Below are 16428 nucleotides of genomic sequence, written 5' to 3'. Positions count from 1 at the left end.
TCCTCGGCGGCCGCCTCATGCGAGGTCGGCCGACGTCAGTACGTCGCGGGTCTCGGTCAGCTGCGCGGCGCTCGGCGCCGCCAGACACGCGGTCAGGGTGACCACCACGTCGGAGCCCTGGGGCCCGGGCAGCGTGGTGGTGAGTTCGGTGGTCCCGCCGACGGTGCGGCACGCGGTCACCACCGGTGCCGCCTGGACGACGTGGTCGGTCCGGCGGATCTCGTCCAGCGCGACCGCGTCGTGCTTCAGGCGGAACTGGAGCAGCGTGCCGCCGCGGTCCAATCTCCGCGCCAGGGGTGTGCAGAAGTCGTCGCGGGCGTGGTCGCAGCCGCTCGTCGGCACGGCGAGCTGCTGGGTGGCGGCGTACTCGGACAGCGTGCCTGCCTTGAGGGTGTACCAGTCCGCGGGCATCGTCAGCCGCAGCCCGGCCAGGTCGCCGTAGGCGTACACCCGGTCGCCCGGCGGCGGGGCCAGCGTGGTGCCGGTCGGGCCGGGCGCGGCCGTCGTGGCGCGGCCGGCGGTCGCCCGGGCGCCCGCGGTCCCCTGGCCGGCGGCCTGGGCGCGCTGCCCGGACGCCGCCGGGCGGGCGGCGCCGCCCCCCGGTGACGGCAGCAGCAGCCCGGCCGCCGCGACCACGGCCACCGCGACCACCGACGCGCCGACCGCCGCCCGGCGCCTCCCGCGCCGCCGCATCCGCTCCCGTACCCCCTCCAACCGCTGGACGGGCGCCGGTAGTTGCGGCACCACCCGCTCCAGCAGGGCGCTCAGTTCGCGTTCCTCATCGGTCATCGCCGCCCACTCCCCCACCCCGTACGGACACCGCGGACGGCAGGCGCGCGCGCAGTGAGCGCAGCGCCTTGGACGCCTGGCTCTTGACGGTGCCCTCCGAGCAGCCCAGCGCCTCGGCGGTCTCCGTCACCGTCAGGTCCTCGAAGTACCTGAGCACGACCACGGCCCGCTGCCGTACGGGCAGCGCCCGCACCGCCAGGCCCAGCGCCTGTTCCAACTCCACGCTCTCGTACGGGTCGCCGTCCGCCGCGCGCTCCGGCAGCTCGCCGTGCGGCACCTCGCCCCGCCATCTGCGCCGCCACCACGACGCGTGCGTGTGCACCAGCGCCTTGCGGACGTACGCCTCCGGGTTCTCGCCCGCGATCCGGTGCCACTTCGGCCAGGTGCGGGCGAGCACCGTCTGGAGCAGGTCCTCCGCGAGGTGGGCGTCGCCCGTGAGCAGCCAGGCGACCCGGAGGAGCCGAGGGCCCCTCGCCGCCACCCACTCCTCGAACCCGGGTTCGCTCAAGGTGTTTCCTCTCCACACCCCTCCAACACGCATGCCCCCTCGAAGGGTTGCCTCACGCGGGAAGGGCGCCCAAAAGGGGCCCGGGGAACCGCGCCGGCGGTTCCCCGAGCCCCTTTTGAGGAGCGTCTGTCAGCTCTTGTGCTGCTGCGGCTTGCGCAGTTGGAGGTGCAGCTCGCGCAGGCGGGTGTCGGGGACCTCGGACGGCGCCCCCATCAGCAGGTCCTGCGCGTTCTGGTTGAGCGGGAAGGCGATGGTCTCCCGGATGTTCGGCTCGTCCGCGAGCAGCATGACCATGCGGTCGACGCCGGGCGCGATCCCGCCGTGCGGGGGCGCGCCGTAGTGGAACGCCCGCAGCATCCCGCCGAACTCCGCCTCCACCGTCTCCCGGGAGTACCCGGCGATCTCGAACGCCGCGTACATCACGTCGGGTTCGTGGTTCCGGATGGCGCCGGAGGACAGCTCGATGCCGTTGCAGACGATGTCGTACTGCCAGGCGAGGATGTCCAGCGGGTCCTTGGTGCGCAGTGCCTCCAGGCCGCCCTGCGGCATGGAGAACGGGTTGTGCGAGAACTCGATCGCCCCGGTGTCCTCGTTGCGCTCGAACATCGGGAAGTCCACGATCCAGCAGAACCGGAAGACGTTCTCGTCGAACTGCCCGGCGCGGCGGGCCGCTTCGACCCGCACCGGGCCCATGATCTTCGAGACCTCGTCGAACTGCCCGGCGCCGAAGAAGATCGCGGTGCCGGGCTTCGCGCCGACTGCGGTGAGCAGCGCGGCGGTGTCGTCCTCGGTGAGGAACTTCGCGATCGGCCCGGTGAGCTTGTTCGCGTCGCCGACCCGCACCCACGCCAGGCCCTGCGCGCCGAGCGAGACCGCGTACTCGCCGAGGGAGTCGAAGAACTTCCGCGGCTGCTCGGCGGTGTCGGGCACGGCCAGCGCGCGGACGTGCTTGCCGGCGAACGCCTTGAAGTCGGAGTCGGCGAAGATGCCGGAGACGTCGACGAGTTCGAGCGAGGTGCGCAGGTCGGGCTTGTCGTTGCCGTACTTGAGCATCGACTCGCGGAACGGGATGCGCGGGAAGGGCGAGGTGACGGTGCGGCCGCCGCCTAGCTCGGTGAACAGGTCGGTCATCACCTTCTCGATGACGCCGAACACGTCCTCCTGCTCCACGAAGCTCATCTCGACGTCGAGCTGGTAGAACTCGCCGGGCGAGCGGTCCGCGCGGGAGTCCTCGTCGCGGAAGCAGGGCGCGATCTGGAAGTAGCGGTCGAAGCCGGAGATCATCAGCAGCTGCTTGAACTGCTGCGGCGCCTGCGGCAGCGCGTAGAACTTCCCGGCGTGCACCCGGGAGGGCACCAGGAAGTCACGGGCGCCCTCGGGCGAGGTGGCCGACAGGATGGGCGTGGCCATCTCGTTGAAGCCGAGCGCGGTCATCTCGCGGCGCAGGAAGGAGATCACCTGGGTGCGCAGCATCAGGTTGCGGTGCATGCGCTGGCGGCGCAGGTCGAGGAAGCGGTTGGTGAGCCGCATCTCCTCGTTGGCGTTGTCCTCGGGGAAGACCGGGAACGGCAGCGGGTCGGCGGCGCCGAGCACCTCCAGGGAGGTCACCTCGACCTCGATCTCGCCGGTGGGCAGCTCGGGGTTGACGTTCTCCGCCGAGCGGGCCAGCACGCGGCCGTCGACCCGCAGCACGGACTCCTTCGACTGGCCGCTGAGCCGGTCGTAGACCGGGGAGCCGGGGTGCACCACGAGCTGGGTGAAGCCGTAGTGGTCGCGCAGGTCCACGAAGAGGATGCCGCCCAGATCGCGGCGGTTGTGCAGCCAGCCGGACAGGCGGACGTCGGTGTCGACGTCGGTGGCGCGCAGCTCGCCGCAGGTGTGGGACCGGTACCGGTGCATCAGCTTCGTCCTAGGCGTGGGATGTGGAGACAGATGTGACATCAGGCGTGGGGCTCAGCCTACCGGCGCCCCTGCCCCCGCTATCCACAGGTATCTATTCGCCCATAATCTCCGGATCACCATAAACTGGGAAAATGCGCACAGAGGACGTCCTCGCCGCCGCGGGCTACGGGCTGTGGCAGTGGGACGAATCGACCGGCACCGTCGCGGTCGACGGCCGTGCGGCCCGCCTGCTCGGACTGTCCGGCGGAGCCGCCACCCACCGGTCGTCGGAGGTGCGGGCCCGGCTGCACCCGGCGGACTACGTCGCGCTGGCCGGTGCGGTCTCGCTGGCCGCCGCCGAGGGCACCGTGGCGGAGGCGCTGCTGCGCGTGGTCAAGGAGGGCGGCCGGGTGGAGCGCACCGTGCGGGCCCGGCTGCGGCCGCAGGGCCCGTTGCTCAGCGGCAGCCTGCACGAGATCCGTGAGCCCGTCGGGGGATACGAAGCGCCGTACGACGTGCCGCTCGACGGGCCGGACCCCCGGCTGGGGCCGGCCGCGCTCGCCGCCACCCGGGAGGGGCGCGGCGGCTGGCGGCGGGCCCGCGAGGCGTTCCTGCTGGACGCCGGGCGGGCGCTCGCCGAGGCCGACTCCACCGCCGAGGTGCTGCGGGTCGCGGCCACCTTGTCCATGCCCGGGTTCTCCCCCGACGGCCTGGCCGTCTTCGGGATCACCGGCGACCGGCTCGCCCTCATCGGCCACCACGGGCAGGAGATCATCGACCCGTCGGTCCTGGACATGCCGCTGACCACGGAGTATCCCGCCGTCACCGCGGTGCGCACCGGCAAGGCGGTCTACCTGCCCAGCCCCGAGTCGTACCAGGAGCGCTATCCGTCGACCTGGCCGCTCGTCCGGCCGTACGGCCGCTCGTCGTGGGCGTACCTGCCGCTGACCGTGGCCGGGTCCACCATCGGTGCCTGGATGGCCGCGTTCCGTGACCGGGTGGACTTCACCCCCGACGAGCGGTCGGTGCTGACCACCGTGGCCCGGATGCTCGCGCAGGCGCTGTCCCGCGCGAGCCTGCACGAGTCCGAGCGGGCACTGTCCGACGGGCTCCAGCGCAGCATGCTGCCCGCCCGCGAGCCCGAGATCGACGGGATGGCCCTCGCCGCGCGGTACGTCCCGACCGGCGGGGGCCTCCAGGTCGGCGGCGACTGGTACGACGTGATCGGCCTGCCGTCCGGCCGGACCGCCCTGGTCATCGGGGACGTGCAGGGGCACGACGTACAGGCCGCGGGGATCATGGGCCAGCTGCGGATCGCGCTGCGCGCCTACGCCGCGGAGGGCCACAGCCCGGACGCCGTGCTCTCCCGGACCTCCCGGTTCCTGGCCGGGCTGTCCGCCGACGCCACCCCGGAGCGGCCCGGCGGCACCGCGGACGTACGGTTCGCGACCTGCCTGTACCTGGAGGTCGACCCGGCCGACGGCAGCGTGGAGATGGCCCGCGCCGGGCACCCCGAGCCCGCGATCCGGCTCGGCGACGGCACCACGATGGTGCGCAACGTGGCGGGGGGCCTGCCGCTGGGCGTCGAGCCCGACACGGACTACCCGACCAGCCGGCTCGTGCTGGCCCCGGGCGAGGTGCTGCTGCTGTGCACCGACGGGCTGATCGAGACCGGCGGACACGACCTGGACACCGGGTGGCTGCGGCTGCGCGAGGTCTTCGAGGCCGGGCCGGCCGAGAATCTGGAGCAGCTCGCCGACTCCCTGGTGCGGGCCGTGCACGGCCCCGCCTCCCACCACACCACCGGGCCGCTCGCCGACCGCCGCGAGGACGACATCGCCCTCCTGCTGCTGCGCCGCGACCCCGACGGGCCGACGTGCGCGGTGCCGATACGGCGCACCGTGCTGACCGTCGCGCAGTCCGACCCCGGGCAGATCCGCGCCGCGCGCGAGGACATCCGCTCGCTCCTCCACGACTGGGCCTCGCCCGACCAGTTCGAGTCCGCGGTGCTGCTCGTCTCCGAGCTGGTCACCAACGTCCTGGTCCACACCGACGACGACGCGGTGCTCGCCGCCGAGGTCATCGGCATGCCCGGCACCCGCCGCCTCCGCGTCGAGGTCGCCGACCGCTCCGACGACATGCCCCACCCCCGCTCCCCCGGCGAACTCGCGTCCTCCGGCCGCGGCCTCTTCCTCATCGAGGAACTCGCCGACGCCTGGGGCGTCGAACCCCGCGGCGACGGCAAGTCCATCTGGTTCGACCTCTTCGAATCCCGCCCCTGACGGCGCGGCCGCGCCTCACCCCTCGCGCCCGAAGACCACCGTTGCACTCAGCAGTCTCATACGATTAGCGTGAGCGTACGACTACCCAGGGGAGGGGGGATACGTTGCCCGAACAGATGGTTGACAATCCGCGGCGCGCTTGGCTTCAGACTCTGCTGACCAATATGGACACGACGCTTCAGGCGATGCGTTCAGCCCTCGACAAACCGGCATCGGATGTGGGCAGCGACAAGGTCTGGATAGGGACGTCGGCTGCGGACACGTTCAAGTCCGAGCTCACCGGCCGCAATCGCAGGATTCACACACTCACCGACGGGCTGCGCACCACCGTGGAAGAGGCGCTCAAGGCAGAGCCGCTCCAGGTCTCCGAGAACCAGGCTCGGCAGATGCAGCAGGACCACCAACACGGCTGGTAGCCCGGCCGATCGAGCCCCGGGGGGGGACCAGCGGTATGGGGAAGATCTCGGCGATAGACCCGGTCGCGCTGAACACGACGATCAAGAAGATGGACAGCGGCGCGAGCACCCTGGCCGGGTCGTGCAGGTCGCTTCTATCCGAGTTCGGAAAGTACGGCCTGGACACCTCAGCTCTGCACAAGTTGAGTGCGATCGCGGCATGGACCCAGGATCAGTTGCCCGACCTCCGCAGGCGCCACGCACTCGCGGTCGCAGCGAGCAAGGCCCATCCCAACGCGACGACAGTCGACATCCCCGAGCCGTTCTCCGTCGGGGCAGCCGACTACGCCCTGTACCAGCAAGCCGTCGCGGCGAAGGACAAGGCGTCGATCAACCTGGTGAAGAACGACCTGCGCAAGCACTTGGACGACCCCAGCTTCCTCAAGGCGTACTCCGACGCGGCACCGGACGACATCACGGCCTTCCAGGGTCTGCCCGCCGATGTGTCCGACAAGTTGAACCGCCTGAGGCTCAAGGCCGAAGTACAGAAGCCGGACTGTCCGCAGCGGCTGAAGGACCTGTGGACCTACCTGTCGGACGTCACCAAACCGCCCATGTTCCTGCTGGGCTACGACAACACCGGCAACGGCCACGTCGCGGTGTCTTTCGGCAACCCCGACAAGGCTCAGAACACCGCGGTGTACGTCCCCGGAACCGGTACAACGCTGGACGGCGGTGGCTCGTCGGGCCTGAACCGGGCGTTGACCCTCTACAAATCCGCAAAGGGCGACAAATCAAACTCCACCGCGTCGATCTTCTGGCTCGGCTATGACGCACCCGGCTGGTCCCTACCTGGTCCAGCATCCCAAAGTTTCGCCGACGCAGGCGCGCCGAAGCTGGCCGCGTTCGTCAACTCGCTCGCCACGAACCACACCGGTGCGAGCCACGTCACGATGATCGGCCACAGCTACGGAACCACTCTTGTAGGCGACGCGTTCGCACATGACCATATGAAGGCGGATGACGTCATTTTTGTCGGCTCCCCGGGCGTGACCGTCGACAAGGCGGCCCAGTTGGGCCTTGACCCGAGCCATGTGTGGGCCAGCAAAGCCAAGTTCGACCCGATTCCGGAGCTGTCCGCTTCCCTGAACCCGGAGAAGTGGTTCGACAACCACACCGACCGCTTCGGCAACGATCCGACATCCTCGGCGTTCGGCGGCCGCACGTTCGACTCCGGTGACGGCACCGACGTGCAGAACGCCCACAGCCAGTACTGGAACGCCGGTCCTTCCTTGGACAACATGACGAACATCGTGATCGGCCGGACCGACAAGGTGACGACGATGCCCCAAGAGGACAAGACCAGTGTCCTTCCGAACGTCGCGGACCTGACGAACCCGGTGACCGGCATACCGGACGCGTACGGCTCGATCCTCCAGAACCTCGGCCATCACGTGGGCGGGTACTGGGGCGCCCCGATCGAGGACACGGGCGACGCCCTGCACTCCTTCGGAGAAGCGGAGAACGACCTGATCGGCAGCGGAACGGATCTCCTGACCGGGGACCTGGACAGTGCGGGCCACGAGATCAAGGATGTGGGCAGCGACCTCAAGGACAGCGGAGAGAACGCCGTTCACACAGTCACCGACTTCTTTAAGTGACGTGTTGCAGTGATGGGAACCATGAGGGCGACCGAACGAACGAGGAAGAGCGCCGCTGCCGTCATCGCCGTCCTGGCCATGGCGGCGGCGGGATGCGGAGGCAGCGTGAGCCACGGCAGGGAATCGCCCGACGCGGTGGAGAAGAAGGCGCGGTCCCTCGCGCAGCAGACGCTCGACGCGGTGCGCGGGGCGGCAGATGTCGCCTCTACCTCGGTCGCCCGCAACGCGTGGTTGTCGTGTCCTGAGGAGACGCCTGGCCAACACCGGTACGAGTACGTCTACACGCTGAATGTGGGTGTGCCCCAGTCCAGGACCGAAGCCGCCTTGGCGGCAGCCAAAGCGCACTTCAAGAAGCTGGGCTACACCGTGGACCCTCCGGAGGAGGGGCGCGCCGGCGCAACGCTGCCCAACTCCAACTGGACCGTGGCTCTTGGAGTGAAGGACGACTCCACCATCGTCATTCAGGCCGACACCGACTGCGTATCAACCAGCCACAGCCCGCAAACCACCTGAGGGCCCAGCCGTTGGGTGTGCTTCGGGTGGGGCGGGTGGGGGTAGGGGATGCGGCCCGGGGTTTGTGTGGTCGGGTGGGTGTCTCCAACTCCTTTGAACGGAGCAGTAGATGAAGATCCTCGGGAGAGAGCCCGCGCTGTGGCTGTCGCTCGTGGCGGTGATCGTCAAGCTCAGCACGGCGTTCGGGCTGGATCTCAGCGACAAGCAGCAGGCGGTGGTGAACGCGTTCGCGGCCGCGGTCGTGGGGCTGCTGGTCGCGCTGACCGTCCACGACGGTGTCAACGCGGCGATACTCGGACTCGTCCAGGCGGGTATGTCGCTGGCGATCGGTTTCGGGCTGCACTGGAGCGCGGACCAGCAGTCGACCGTGATGAGCCTCGCGTCGGTGCTGATCGCGATGTGGACCCGTACGCAGGTGACCGCGAAGGTCCCGGCGAAGGCGCACACGGCGGCGGGGGCGGCGGGGGCGGCGGGGGCCGCCGATGCCAAGGCCGTACCGGCGCAGAAGGCCGCCGCCGCCAAGAAGAGGGGTACCGCGAAGAAGGCGGCGGCGAAGAAGACCGACAAGGCCGAGTAGGCGCTCCGCGGCCGCCCGGCGCCGCCCGGTAGCGCCCGGTCCCACCCGTTCCCGCCCGCCCGGGCCCTTCCTCCGCCCGGGCGGGCACGCGTACGGCTTCGGCCTCAGGCGGCCGCGGAGCCCTTCCTGCGGCGCCGTGCGACGCCGACCGCGGCCGCGCCGGCGAGCACCGCGGCGCCGCCGACCCCCGCGATCACCGGGGTCGCGGACGAGGAACCCGTCTCCGCGAGGGTGCCGCCGTCCGGGGTCGTGGAGGAGCCCGCCGACGAGGAGGCGGCCGTACCGCCGGAGCCGCTCTTCGTACCGGCCGCCACCACGACGAAGGTGCTGTCGGTGGTGCTGCCCCGGGTGCAGTTCTTCGCGGTGTCCACGAAGCTGCCGCCGCCGTCGACCCAGGCGTCCCCGGGGGTGGAGTCGGCGGTGAGCCGTATCCGGAACTTCATGGTGGACGAGGCGTGCGCGGTCTTCAGGGTGGTGGAGCCGTAGACGAGGCCGGTCTCGCGGATGTCGTCCTTGCCCTCGTCCTTCAGGCTTAGCCACTTCGCGGCGGACGGGTCCCAGAACTCCAGGTAGGAGGTCTTGTACAGGTCGGCGTTGTAGCTGTCCTCGCCGTTGTCGGCGGTGACCGCCGCGTCGATCGCGCCGAGCGCCCGGTCGCTCTTGCCGGTCGCGGTCAGCGTGAAGGTGTGCCAGCCGTCGCCCGCCACGATGCGGGACGGCACGCCCTTCAAGGTGAACGCGATCTCGGACGAGGGTCCGCTGCTGCACGACTTCAGCGAGCTGGTGGCGGAGGGCGTGGCGGACGCGGTCGCCGTGGAGGTGGGCGAGGTGGTCGTGGTCGGGGCGGACGACGAGGTGGACGTCGGAGCGTCCGTCGAGGTCGGCGCGGTCGTGGACGTGGAGGTGGAGGTGGAGGTGGCCGCCGGGTTCGCGGCGTCGGCGTGCGCCGCGGTGGCGGCGCCCAGCAGCACGGCCGGGACGATCGCGGTGGCCGCGGCGGCCGACAGGGTACGGCGAATCTTCATGAGCAGGGTCCTCGCGGAATGGCGCTGGCTTGACTGACACCTGTGGGACACCGGGGCCCGGCGGACCGTTGTGCCGCGCGCGGACTGTTCGCCGGCCGTTCAACCCGGGTTCGCCCTTCCCGGCGCGGCTCCCCCGCTTCCGCGTACGATCGGAGTATGAGCAGGTGGGAGCCGGACGCGCGCGGTCGCCTCGGGAAGGCGGCGATGGAGCTGTTCGACGAGCGCGGCTACGAGCAGACCACCGTGGCGGAGATCGCCAAGCGCGCGGGCCTCACCGAGCGGACCTTCTTCCGGCACTACGCCGACAAGCGCGAGGTCCTCTTCGCCGGCTCGCCGATCCTCCAGAACACCGTCGTCGACGCGCTCACCGCCACCCCCGAGGGCACCGCGCCGTTCGACGCGGTCGTGGCCGGCATCCAAGCGGCGGCCCACGAGATGTTCCGCGGTGCGCACGCCCACGCCCGGCGCCGCCACGCGATCGTCTCCGCTCACGGCGACCTGCGCGAACGCGAACTGGTCAAGCTGGCCACGCTCTCCGCGGCCCTCGCCGGCACCCTCCGGGAGCGCGGGGTGCCCGAGCCCACCGCGAGCCTCAGCGCGGAGGCGGGCGTCGGCGTCTTCCGGGTGTCCTTCGAGCGCTGGGTGGACGAGGCCGACGCGCCGCGCGAGCTGTCCGACGTCATCGATGAGTCGCTGACGGCGTTCCGGGCCCTGACGCCGGAGGCATGACGCGGGGCCGGTGACCGCGGGCGCCGGCCCGGTCAACGCCGTTGCGGAAAGCCGTGGTTGCGGGCGGCGGCGGCCGTGGCGAAGGCGGGGACGAGCAGCACCAGGACGGTCCAGGGCAGGGCGCGGGTGCCGAGGAGGTCGAGGAGGAGGCCGCCGAGGATGCCGCCGGCGGCGGTCGCCACGTTCCACAGGGTGACCAGGAGCACCTGCGCGGCGTCGGCCTGTTCGCCGCCCGCCTCGCCCACGGCGGTCTGGAGCAGCGAGGGCGCTCCGCCCCAGCCGAGCCCCCATAGGGCGGCGGCGCCGTAGACGAGGGCGGGTACGTGCGCGCCGGCGCCCAGGACCGCCGCGGCCGTCCCCACGAGCAGCACCCCGCCGAGGGTGAGGGCGCGCAGCGCGCGGTGGATGCGCGCGCCGACCGCCCACACGCTGAGCAGGGACGCCGCCCCGAAGACGAGGAGCACCAGGTCGGTACGGCCGCCGAGCCCGACATCGTCGAGGAAGGCGGCGACGTACGTGTAGAGGAGGGTGTGCGCGAGGACGAAGGCGGCGGTGACGAGGAGGACGGGGGCAACGCCCGGGACGCGGGCGGCGCCGAGCAGGGGGTGGGGTGCCGTGGGAAGCGGGGTGGGGTCCGTGGGCAGCGGGGAGCGGTCCGCCGGAAGCGGGAAGGCGCCCGCACCCTCCTCCCGGGCGGCCGGCCCGCCCAACTGACGTGAATCGCCAGGGCGTTCCGGCACCACCGCCGTGATCCACCCGAGCAGCAGCACCGTGATCCCCGACATCACCAGGAACGCCGTCCGCCAGTCCGCCGCCTTGCCCAGATACGTCGCCGCCGGCACCCCGACCGACAGCGCCACCGGAATCCCGGCCATGGCGACGGCGATCGCCCGCCCCTCCAGCCCGGCCGGGGCCAGCCTCCGCGCGTACCCGGCGAGCAGCGCCCACGCCAGCCCGGCCGCGACCCCGGCGACGAACCGCGCCGCCATCGTCAGCGGGTAGCTCCCGGACAGCGCGGTCACCGTGTTCGCGGCGCAGAACCCGGCCATCGACACGAGCAGCAGCCGTTTGCGCGGCCACCCCGAGGTCGCCGCGGTGAGCGGGATCGCGGTGACGGCCGTACCGACCGCGTAGACCGTCACCGACTGGCCGGCCGCGGACTCACCGACCCCGAGGTCCCGCGCCATCGCCGGCAGCAGCCCGGCGGGCAGCACCTCGGTGAGGCAGGTGATGAAGACCGCCGTGGCGAGCGAGAGCAGTGCGGGCAGCGGGAGGGTGGGCGGCGGGGAGGTGCCGATGCGCGTTCGCGTCGTCGTCATGCCGGTTATGCTCAAACCCTCACATCAGTGTGAAGGTCAACTCGGCCTGCCCGACCGGTCCTTGTGAGGCGCCCCACATGCGTATCGGCGAACTCTCCGCCCGCACCGACACCTCGCGCCGCCTGCTGCGCTACTACGAGGAGCAGGGCCTGATCCGGGTGCCGCGCTGCGCCAACGGCTACCGCGACTACCCGGAGGCCCTCGTGGACACGGTCCTCCACATCCGCGGGCTGCTCGACGCCGGGCTGCCCACCCGCATCATCAAGCAGTTGCTGCCGTGTCTCAACGAGCCCTGCGTCATCCACATCCCCGACGCGACACCCGAGATCGTGGCCACGCTCGAGACCGAGCGCGACCGTATGACCGCGCGCATCGCGATCCTCACGCGCAACCGCGACGCGATCACGGCGTACCTGACCGCCGTGCTCCCTCCGCCCGCGCCGGGCCCGTCCTAGGAACGGGCGGCGGCGCGCATGCGCTCGGCGAGGGCGAGGAAGACGAAGCAGTTGGGGATGGCGGCGACGGCCGTGGTGCTCAGCGACCGCCACTTGCCGGCCACCCGCAGGGACACGTATCCGTCCTTGACCCGGATCTCCTGGAGTTGGGCCCAGCCGACCGCGTTGCGGTGGGACGTGATGCCGTCCCAGCTCACCGTGATGTCCCCGAAGGTCAGCGCCTCGCCGCGCTCCAACGCACGGGTGTAGCGGGGAAGTTGGGCTGCGGTGACCTGCTTCTGGAGGGCCTGCCCCCACTCCTGCGGGCGCTCCATCCCCCCGATGCCGCCGACGATGCCGGAGATCTTGGTGTGCGTGCCGTCCGGCGCGGAGAGCGTGTAGAGGTACGTCGTGTGGCTGGTCGAGCCGTTGCGGGTGTGGCGGACGATGTCCTGGAGGACGGAAGCCTCGTCCCAGCGGATCGCCGCGGGGGGCTCGTTGCCGACCCCGACGTTCACCAACCCGTGCTCGTAGAAGTGCAGTTCGCGCCCCTGCATCCGCTGGGCCACCCTGCGCCGCCGGGATGCGCCAAGCAGCACGATCACCACCACGACGACGAGCAGGACACCGCCGACGGCCGGTACCGAGACCACCAGCGCCACCAGGACGAGCAGCACGAACCCGACGGGCAGCGCCGCGAGCGCGAGCGTCGTGGCCTTGTCGGAGGTGCTCCGCTCCGACCACGAGGGCCGCCGGTACGGCCGGTACGTGGTACGCAGCACGCCAAGTTGCTTGTGCGCGGCGATCGTTGCCGGATCGGCCATCACTTGTCTCCCTCGTGTCCCCCCACACCCGGTGTCGCCTGCTGCGACGCACCCGTCTCAACCGGGGGTTCCCGTCCGCACACCTTCGCCACGGGGTGTTCACCCAGCTCCGGGTAGAGCCGGCGTTCCCACGTGTCGAGTTCCGCGGCCACGAGCTGCCCGCGCCCCGAACAGATCGGGCAGTCGCGCCGGCGGTCGCACTCCGGGCAGGTCCCGCGGCCCCGCTCGCCGATGATCCAGCCGCGCCCCTCGCACAGCGGGCACCAGCCCCGGCCGGCGCACTCGTGGCACAGCACGTATCCGCGGGAGACGGTCTCCGCGGTCCGCTCCGGTGGCGGCGGTACGAACGCCACGGGCACGTACAGGGGGCGCGCCGCGGTCCGGCCGAGGTACAGCACACCGGAGTGGCCTTCCTCCACGCGGACCCTGATCTCGGAGCCGCCACGGGTGCCCGCCACATGGGAGACGAGTGCCGCGTCCGCGCCCCGGACCGGCAGCGCTTCCGTGCCGCGCTCCGTCGCCCAGCCCCGCCCCGCCAGCCACGCGGCGGCCCGGTCCAGGACGTCCGCCACGTCCAGCCCGCCCTGCACGACGACGCGTTCCGCGGTGCTGTACCGGTACTTCAGCGGGTCGTGCCAGTCGACGACGGACGGGTCACGCAGCACCACGTCGGGCCGCTGTCCAGGGGTGAGGGCCGCCGCCAGTGCGAGGATCTCCGCCCGCAACGCGATCCCGTCGCCGATCAGTTGCTCCCACGCGCCCCGCAACTCCTGCGCCGTCGCCGGATGCTCGATCACCTCCGGCAGCGGCTTCCCCGCGGGCGAACCCGCCGGGAACCGCGGCGTCGTACCGGACAGGCTCAGGTAGCCGCTGGCGCTCCGCTGGAGGTGCAGCTCGTACCCGTCGCGCGTGCGAGCGTCGATTCCCCGCGTCCGCGAGCTGCTCCGGTCCGCCCGCGTCTGCCACCCGAACGCGTCCCATGCCCGCAGCACCGCGTCCATGCACCCCGCGACCTGCTCCGGCGCCGTGCCCGTCACCCAGTACGCGACGGTGAAGTACTCCCACTCCACCCCCTCCTCCGTCTCCTCCCACGGCAGCACCACTCCCCCGTGCAACCGCGCCCGCGGCAACTCCGGTTGCCAGAAAGCCAACCCGACGCCCGCGGGCAGCACCCGCAGCGTCCGCACGAAGTACGTCCGCAGCAGCCCCCGCATCGCCCGCTGTCCGTCTCCCACCGCAGCCATCCCCCCACCTTCCGCCTCTCCACGCCACAACACCAGGCTCCCGGAACCGGCGGGGTGCCCGTGGGCAGCCGGCCGGTGCCGGAGTGCGGCCGACGGGTGCCGGGCGGCGGCGCGGTGCGCGACCATGGGCGCCATGGAAAGCCGCTTCCTCGGCATCGACGAGCTGACGGACATCCCGGCCGTGGCGGTCGTGGTCGATGTCACGCGCGCCTTCACCGTGGCCGCGTGGGCCTTCGCCCGCGGTGCCGAGAAGATCGTCCTCGCAGAGTCGTTGGACGAAGCCCTGGCCCTCACGTCAGGCCACCCGGACTGGATCGCGCTCAAGGACGGCCCGCCAGCCCCCGGGTTCGACGCCGTCAACTCACCCGCTCTCCTCCGCTCCGCCGACCTCACCGGGCGGACAGTCGTCCAGAAGACCACCGCCGGCACGGTCGGCGCCCTCGCCGTCAAGGAAGCGCCCCTCGTCCTCTGCGCGAGCTTCGTCGTGGCCGACGCGACGGCCCGGCTTCTGCGCTCCCGCGGCTGCACCGACGTCACCTACGTGATCACCGGTGAACAGGGGCGCGCCGAGGAGGACTTGGCCTGCGCCCAGTACATCGCCCGGCGCGCCACCGGCGACGGCCCCACTGACCCGGCGCCCTTCCTCCACCGCGCCGCCACCTCCCGCGCTGCCACCGAACTCGCACAGGGACTCCGCGCAGGTTCCCACCCAGACGACCTCGCCCTCTGCCTCGACCTCGACCGCTTCCCCTTTCCCCTCCTGGCCACCTCCGAGCCCCCTCTCCTCACTCTCCGCCCGGGCCCCTCCTGAGCCCCGGGGCCGGGAACCGTTCTGCCATCCTCGACGGTGCTGCGCCCGACGCCGCCTCGCGGACGACGGCGCGACAACGCAACGCGAAAGGGGGACGCCATGGGGTTCATGGCGGAGTTGGTCGAACCGCTGGTCCGGGAGGGGCTGGCGGCGCGGGAGGAGGTGCTCGGGTGCAGTGAGGAGGAGGTCGCCGTGCTCATGGAAGCGCAAGGGGTGACGCGCATCCCCGATGCGTACCGGGAGTTCCTGCGCTACGGCGGGAGGTACCCGTACTGGCTGACCCACACCGGCGAGTGGCACTACGACTGGTTGCTGGACATCAAGGACACCGCGCGGGAGATCGTGGCCGACGAAGGCCAGGGCGAGTGGCGGGACTTCACACCGTACGAACGGGCGTACGTCTTCCAGACCCACCAGGGCTACGAGTTCTTCTGCTTCCGCCCCGAGGACCTGGCGGCACCGGACCCCCACTTCCTCGTGTACAACGGGCGGGACGGCACGCACGACAGCGGGACGACCTTCACGGGCTGGTTGCGGGACCTGGCGGCCCACCTCCCGCAGGCGGTGGCGCTGCGCCGCAAGGTCGGACTACCGGGCTGACCGGACGATCCCGCACACCGCTATCTCCGCGGGGTGGAGCCGGAGGCGAGGAGTGCGGCGAAGGCCGCGGCCATCGGGAGACCGGTTGCCGTGGCGAGCCAGCCCCACTGGCCGTTGGGGTTCAGCTCCAGCCAGTGGGCGTCGCCGTTCGCGTCGAGGGCGAGGTCGAAGGAGCCGGAGACCAGGCCGAAGTGATGGCTCTCGGGTCAGCGAATCGTGTACTGGTCGTGCGGGACTGCGCGCTGCCAGACGCGTTCGAAGGCATCGGCGGACTGCCGGACCACGGCAGGGTCGGACGTCAGCTCCATGTCGGGCGTGGCCCAGTTCCCGTCGCCGGTGAAGTGGTTGAACAACACGGTCTCGCCGTCGAAGATCCACAGATCGGCGCCGGGCACCAGCAGGTCCGCGACATGGTGCCGGGGAAGCCACCGCACCAACTCGCCCGCGGCCACGTTCACAGGCGTGCCCGCGTGCTCGTACCGGATGTACTCGGTCACGGGCTCGGACACGATGCGGGCCCGGCGCACGGTGACGCCGCGGGCGCGTGCCCGCCCGATCAGATCCACCCACGGCGCCCAGTACTCGGAAGCCGGGTCAACGTCACGTTCGCCGGTGGCCCGCCAGCGCTCGAAGTCGGCGGCCTCGTCGCCCACCGCGTACTGGTCACGCATCTCCAAATGCACGGCCGAGCGGGTGCAGCCGCCAATCAACTCATCGAACGTCGGGACTGTCGAAGACATCGCATGCCTCTCTGATCGAGTGCACCGTCCGTACGGTGCCCGGTGACGGCCGCGTTGATCCGGCCGTTTCCCCACGTCATCGCTCAGGGCTCCGGA

At 71.6% G+C, this 16428-nt stretch carries 18 protein-coding genes and 1 pseudogene; 10 read left to right on the top strand and 9 right to left on the bottom strand.

Annotated elements, in window-relative coordinates:
- Positions 1–15 precede the first annotated feature (15 nt).
- From AC3ERT_RS03565 to aspS, 3 genes are all read right to left on the bottom strand, one after another.
- The gene (locus tag AC3ERT_RS03565) at positions 16–789 is read right to left on the bottom strand and encodes a hypothetical protein (protein ID WP_435172576.1); all 774 of its coding nucleotides are present in this window, start codon (positions 787–789) and stop codon (positions 16–18) included.
- On the bottom strand, positions 779–1330 hold the full coding sequence (locus AC3ERT_RS03560; protein WP_435133633.1) for a SigE family RNA polymerase sigma factor: 552 nt from the start codon (positions 1328–1330) through the stop codon (positions 779–781). The genes AC3ERT_RS03565 and AC3ERT_RS03560 overlap by 11 nt, the downstream gene beginning before the upstream one ends.
- 96 nt (positions 1331–1426) lie before the next feature.
- Entirely contained in the window at positions 1427–3196 is a 1770-nt protein-coding gene (gene aspS / locus AC3ERT_RS03555) for an aspartate--tRNA ligase (protein ID WP_335972016.1), read from the bottom strand.
- A gap of 134 nt (positions 3197–3330) precedes the next feature.
- Here aspS and AC3ERT_RS03550 point away from each other — a divergent pair, with 134 nt between their 5' ends.
- The 5 genes from AC3ERT_RS03550 (at position 3331) to AC3ERT_RS03530 (ending at position 8606) form a co-directional block, all read left to right on the top strand.
- A complete protein-coding gene (locus AC3ERT_RS03550) occupies positions 3331–5460 on the top strand; it encodes an ATP-binding SpoIIE family protein phosphatase (RefSeq protein ID WP_435172574.1) in 2130 nt (709 codons plus the stop codon).
- A gap of 104 nt (positions 5461–5564) precedes the next feature.
- Positions 5565–5876, top strand: a complete 312-nt coding sequence (locus tag AC3ERT_RS03545) for a hypothetical protein (RefSeq protein ID WP_435172573.1) — start codon at positions 5565–5567, stop codon at positions 5874–5876.
- 35 nt (positions 5877–5911) lie between these two features.
- On the top strand, positions 5912–7516 hold the full coding sequence (locus AC3ERT_RS03540; RefSeq protein WP_435172571.1) for an alpha/beta hydrolase: 1605 nt from the start codon (positions 5912–5914) through the stop codon (positions 7514–7516).
- Between the two features lie 21 nt (positions 7517–7537).
- Positions 7538–8029 (top strand): hypothetical protein, encoded by a 492-nt coding sequence (locus AC3ERT_RS03535; RefSeq protein ID WP_435172569.1) that lies wholly within the window; start codon positions 7538–7540, stop codon positions 8027–8029.
- A 109-nt stretch (positions 8030–8138) separates the two neighbouring features.
- Positions 8139–8606 (top strand): hypothetical protein, encoded by a 468-nt coding sequence (locus AC3ERT_RS03530; protein ID WP_435172568.1) that lies wholly within the window; start codon positions 8139–8141, stop codon positions 8604–8606.
- 104 nt (positions 8607–8710) lie between these two features.
- Here the strand turns inward: AC3ERT_RS03530 and AC3ERT_RS03525 are convergent, their stop codons facing one another.
- On the bottom strand, positions 8711–9328 hold the full coding sequence (locus AC3ERT_RS03525) for an LAETG motif-containing sortase-dependent surface protein (RefSeq protein ID WP_335972009.1): 618 nt from the start codon (positions 9326–9328) through the stop codon (positions 8711–8713).
- Positions 9329–9338: 10 nt separating this feature from the next.
- On the opposite strand from AC3ERT_RS03525, the gene AC3ERT_RS03520 reads away from it, so the two are divergent.
- Entirely contained in the window at positions 9339–9668 is a 330-nt protein-coding gene (locus tag AC3ERT_RS03520) for a hypothetical protein (protein ID WP_435172566.1), read from the top strand.
- 119 nt (positions 9669–9787) lie between these two features.
- On the top strand, positions 9788–10360 hold the full coding sequence (locus tag AC3ERT_RS03515; protein ID WP_435133652.1) for a TetR/AcrR family transcriptional regulator: 573 nt from the start codon (positions 9788–9790) through the stop codon (positions 10358–10360).
- Between the two features lie 32 nt (positions 10361–10392).
- On the opposite strand, the gene AC3ERT_RS03510 is transcribed toward AC3ERT_RS03515, so the two are convergent.
- Positions 10393–11679, bottom strand: coding sequence for an MFS transporter (locus AC3ERT_RS03510; protein ID WP_435172564.1), 1287 nt, complete (start codon positions 11677–11679; stop codon positions 10393–10395).
- Positions 11680–11756: 77 nt separating this feature from the next.
- Between AC3ERT_RS03510 and AC3ERT_RS03505 the strand changes: the two genes are divergently transcribed.
- On the top strand, positions 11757–12134 hold the full coding sequence (locus tag AC3ERT_RS03505; RefSeq protein ID WP_435172563.1) for a MerR family transcriptional regulator: 378 nt from the start codon (positions 11757–11759) through the stop codon (positions 12132–12134).
- On the opposite strand, the gene AC3ERT_RS03500 is transcribed toward AC3ERT_RS03505, so the two are convergent.
- On the bottom strand, positions 12131–12937 hold the full coding sequence (locus AC3ERT_RS03500; RefSeq protein ID WP_435172561.1) for a DUF6585 family protein: 807 nt from the start codon (positions 12935–12937) through the stop codon (positions 12131–12133). The two genes, AC3ERT_RS03505 and AC3ERT_RS03500, sit on opposite strands and share 4 nt — an antisense overlap.
- Positions 12937–14181: a hypothetical protein gene (locus AC3ERT_RS03495; protein WP_435172560.1), complete on the bottom strand. Its 1245-nt coding sequence runs from the start codon at positions 14179–14181 to the stop codon at positions 12937–12939. The genes AC3ERT_RS03500 and AC3ERT_RS03495 overlap by 1 nt, the downstream gene beginning before the upstream one ends.
- A 133-nt stretch (positions 14182–14314) precedes the next feature.
- Between AC3ERT_RS03495 and AC3ERT_RS03490 the strand changes: the two genes are divergently transcribed.
- Both AC3ERT_RS03490 and AC3ERT_RS03485 read left to right on the top strand, forming a co-directional pair.
- On the top strand, positions 14315–14992 hold the full coding sequence (locus AC3ERT_RS03490; protein WP_435172559.1) for a 2-phosphosulfolactate phosphatase: 678 nt from the start codon (positions 14315–14317) through the stop codon (positions 14990–14992).
- A gap of 99 nt (positions 14993–15091) precedes the next feature.
- Positions 15092–15592 carry an SMI1/KNR4 family protein gene (locus tag AC3ERT_RS03485; protein ID WP_435172558.1) on the top strand — a complete coding sequence of 167 codons (501 nt, stop codon included), beginning with the start codon at positions 15092–15094 and terminating at the stop codon, positions 15590–15592.
- Between the two features lie 20 nt (positions 15593–15612).
- Here the strand turns inward: AC3ERT_RS03485 and AC3ERT_RS03480 are convergent.
- Positions 15613–15783 (bottom strand): annotated as a pseudogene (locus AC3ERT_RS03480) (ATP-grasp ribosomal peptide maturase); the annotation flags it as partial.
- 15 nt (positions 15784–15798) lie between these two features.
- On the bottom strand, positions 15799–16332 hold the full coding sequence (locus AC3ERT_RS03475) for a DUF6879 family protein (RefSeq protein WP_435172557.1): 534 nt from the start codon (positions 16330–16332) through the stop codon (positions 15799–15801).
- Positions 16333–16428 lie beyond the last annotated feature (96 nt).

The organism is Actinacidiphila sp. bgisy145, from assembly GCF_057708125.1.
This window is presented reverse-complemented; position numbering and strand designations above follow the sequence as displayed.

What these genes read in the sequence shown, in the direction of transcription:
- AC3ERT_RS03565 (WP_435172576.1), bottom strand. Translation starts at nt 789, where the DNA reads ATGACCGATGAGGAACGCGAACTGAGCGCCCTGCTGGAGCGGGTGGTG.
- AC3ERT_RS03560 (WP_435133633.1), bottom strand. Translation starts at nt 1,330, where the DNA reads ATGCGTGTTGGAGGGGTGTGGAGAGGAAACACCTTGAGCGAACCCGGG.
- aspS (WP_335972016.1), bottom strand. Translation starts at nt 3,196, where the DNA reads ATGCACCGGTACCGGTCCCACACCTGCGGCGAGCTGCGCGCCACCGAC.
- AC3ERT_RS03550 (WP_435172574.1), top strand. Translation starts at nt 3,331, where the DNA reads ATGCGCACAGAGGACGTCCTCGCCGCCGCGGGCTACGGGCTGTGGCAG.
- AC3ERT_RS03540 (WP_435172571.1), top strand. Translation starts at nt 5,912, where the DNA reads ATGGGGAAGATCTCGGCGATAGACCCGGTCGCGCTGAACACGACGATC.
- AC3ERT_RS03535 (WP_435172569.1), top strand. Translation starts at nt 7,538, where the DNA reads ATGAGGGCGACCGAACGAACGAGGAAGAGCGCCGCTGCCGTCATCGCC.
- AC3ERT_RS03530 (WP_435172568.1), top strand. Translation starts at nt 8,139, where the DNA reads ATGAAGATCCTCGGGAGAGAGCCCGCGCTGTGGCTGTCGCTCGTGGCG.
- AC3ERT_RS03515 (WP_435133652.1), top strand. Translation starts at nt 9,788, where the DNA reads ATGAGCAGGTGGGAGCCGGACGCGCGCGGTCGCCTCGGGAAGGCGGCG.
- AC3ERT_RS03510 (WP_435172564.1), bottom strand. Translation starts at nt 11,679, where the DNA reads ATGACGACGACGCGAACGCGCATCGGCACCTCCCCGCCGCCCACCCTC.
- AC3ERT_RS03505 (WP_435172563.1), top strand. Translation starts at nt 11,757, where the DNA reads ATGCGTATCGGCGAACTCTCCGCCCGCACCGACACCTCGCGCCGCCTG.
- AC3ERT_RS03500 (WP_435172561.1), bottom strand. Translation starts at nt 12,937, where the DNA reads ATGGCCGATCCGGCAACGATCGCCGCGCACAAGCAACTTGGCGTGCTG.
- AC3ERT_RS03495 (WP_435172560.1), bottom strand. Translation starts at nt 14,181, where the DNA reads ATGGCTGCGGTGGGAGACGGACAGCGGGCGATGCGGGGGCTGCTGCGG.
- AC3ERT_RS03490 (WP_435172559.1), top strand. Translation starts at nt 14,315, where the DNA reads ATGGAAAGCCGCTTCCTCGGCATCGACGAGCTGACGGACATCCCGGCC.
- AC3ERT_RS03485 (WP_435172558.1), top strand. Translation starts at nt 15,092, where the DNA reads ATGGGGTTCATGGCGGAGTTGGTCGAACCGCTGGTCCGGGAGGGGCTG.
- AC3ERT_RS03475 (WP_435172557.1), bottom strand. Translation starts at nt 16,332, where the DNA reads ATGTCTTCGACAGTCCCGACGTTCGATGAGTTGATTGGCGGCTGCACC.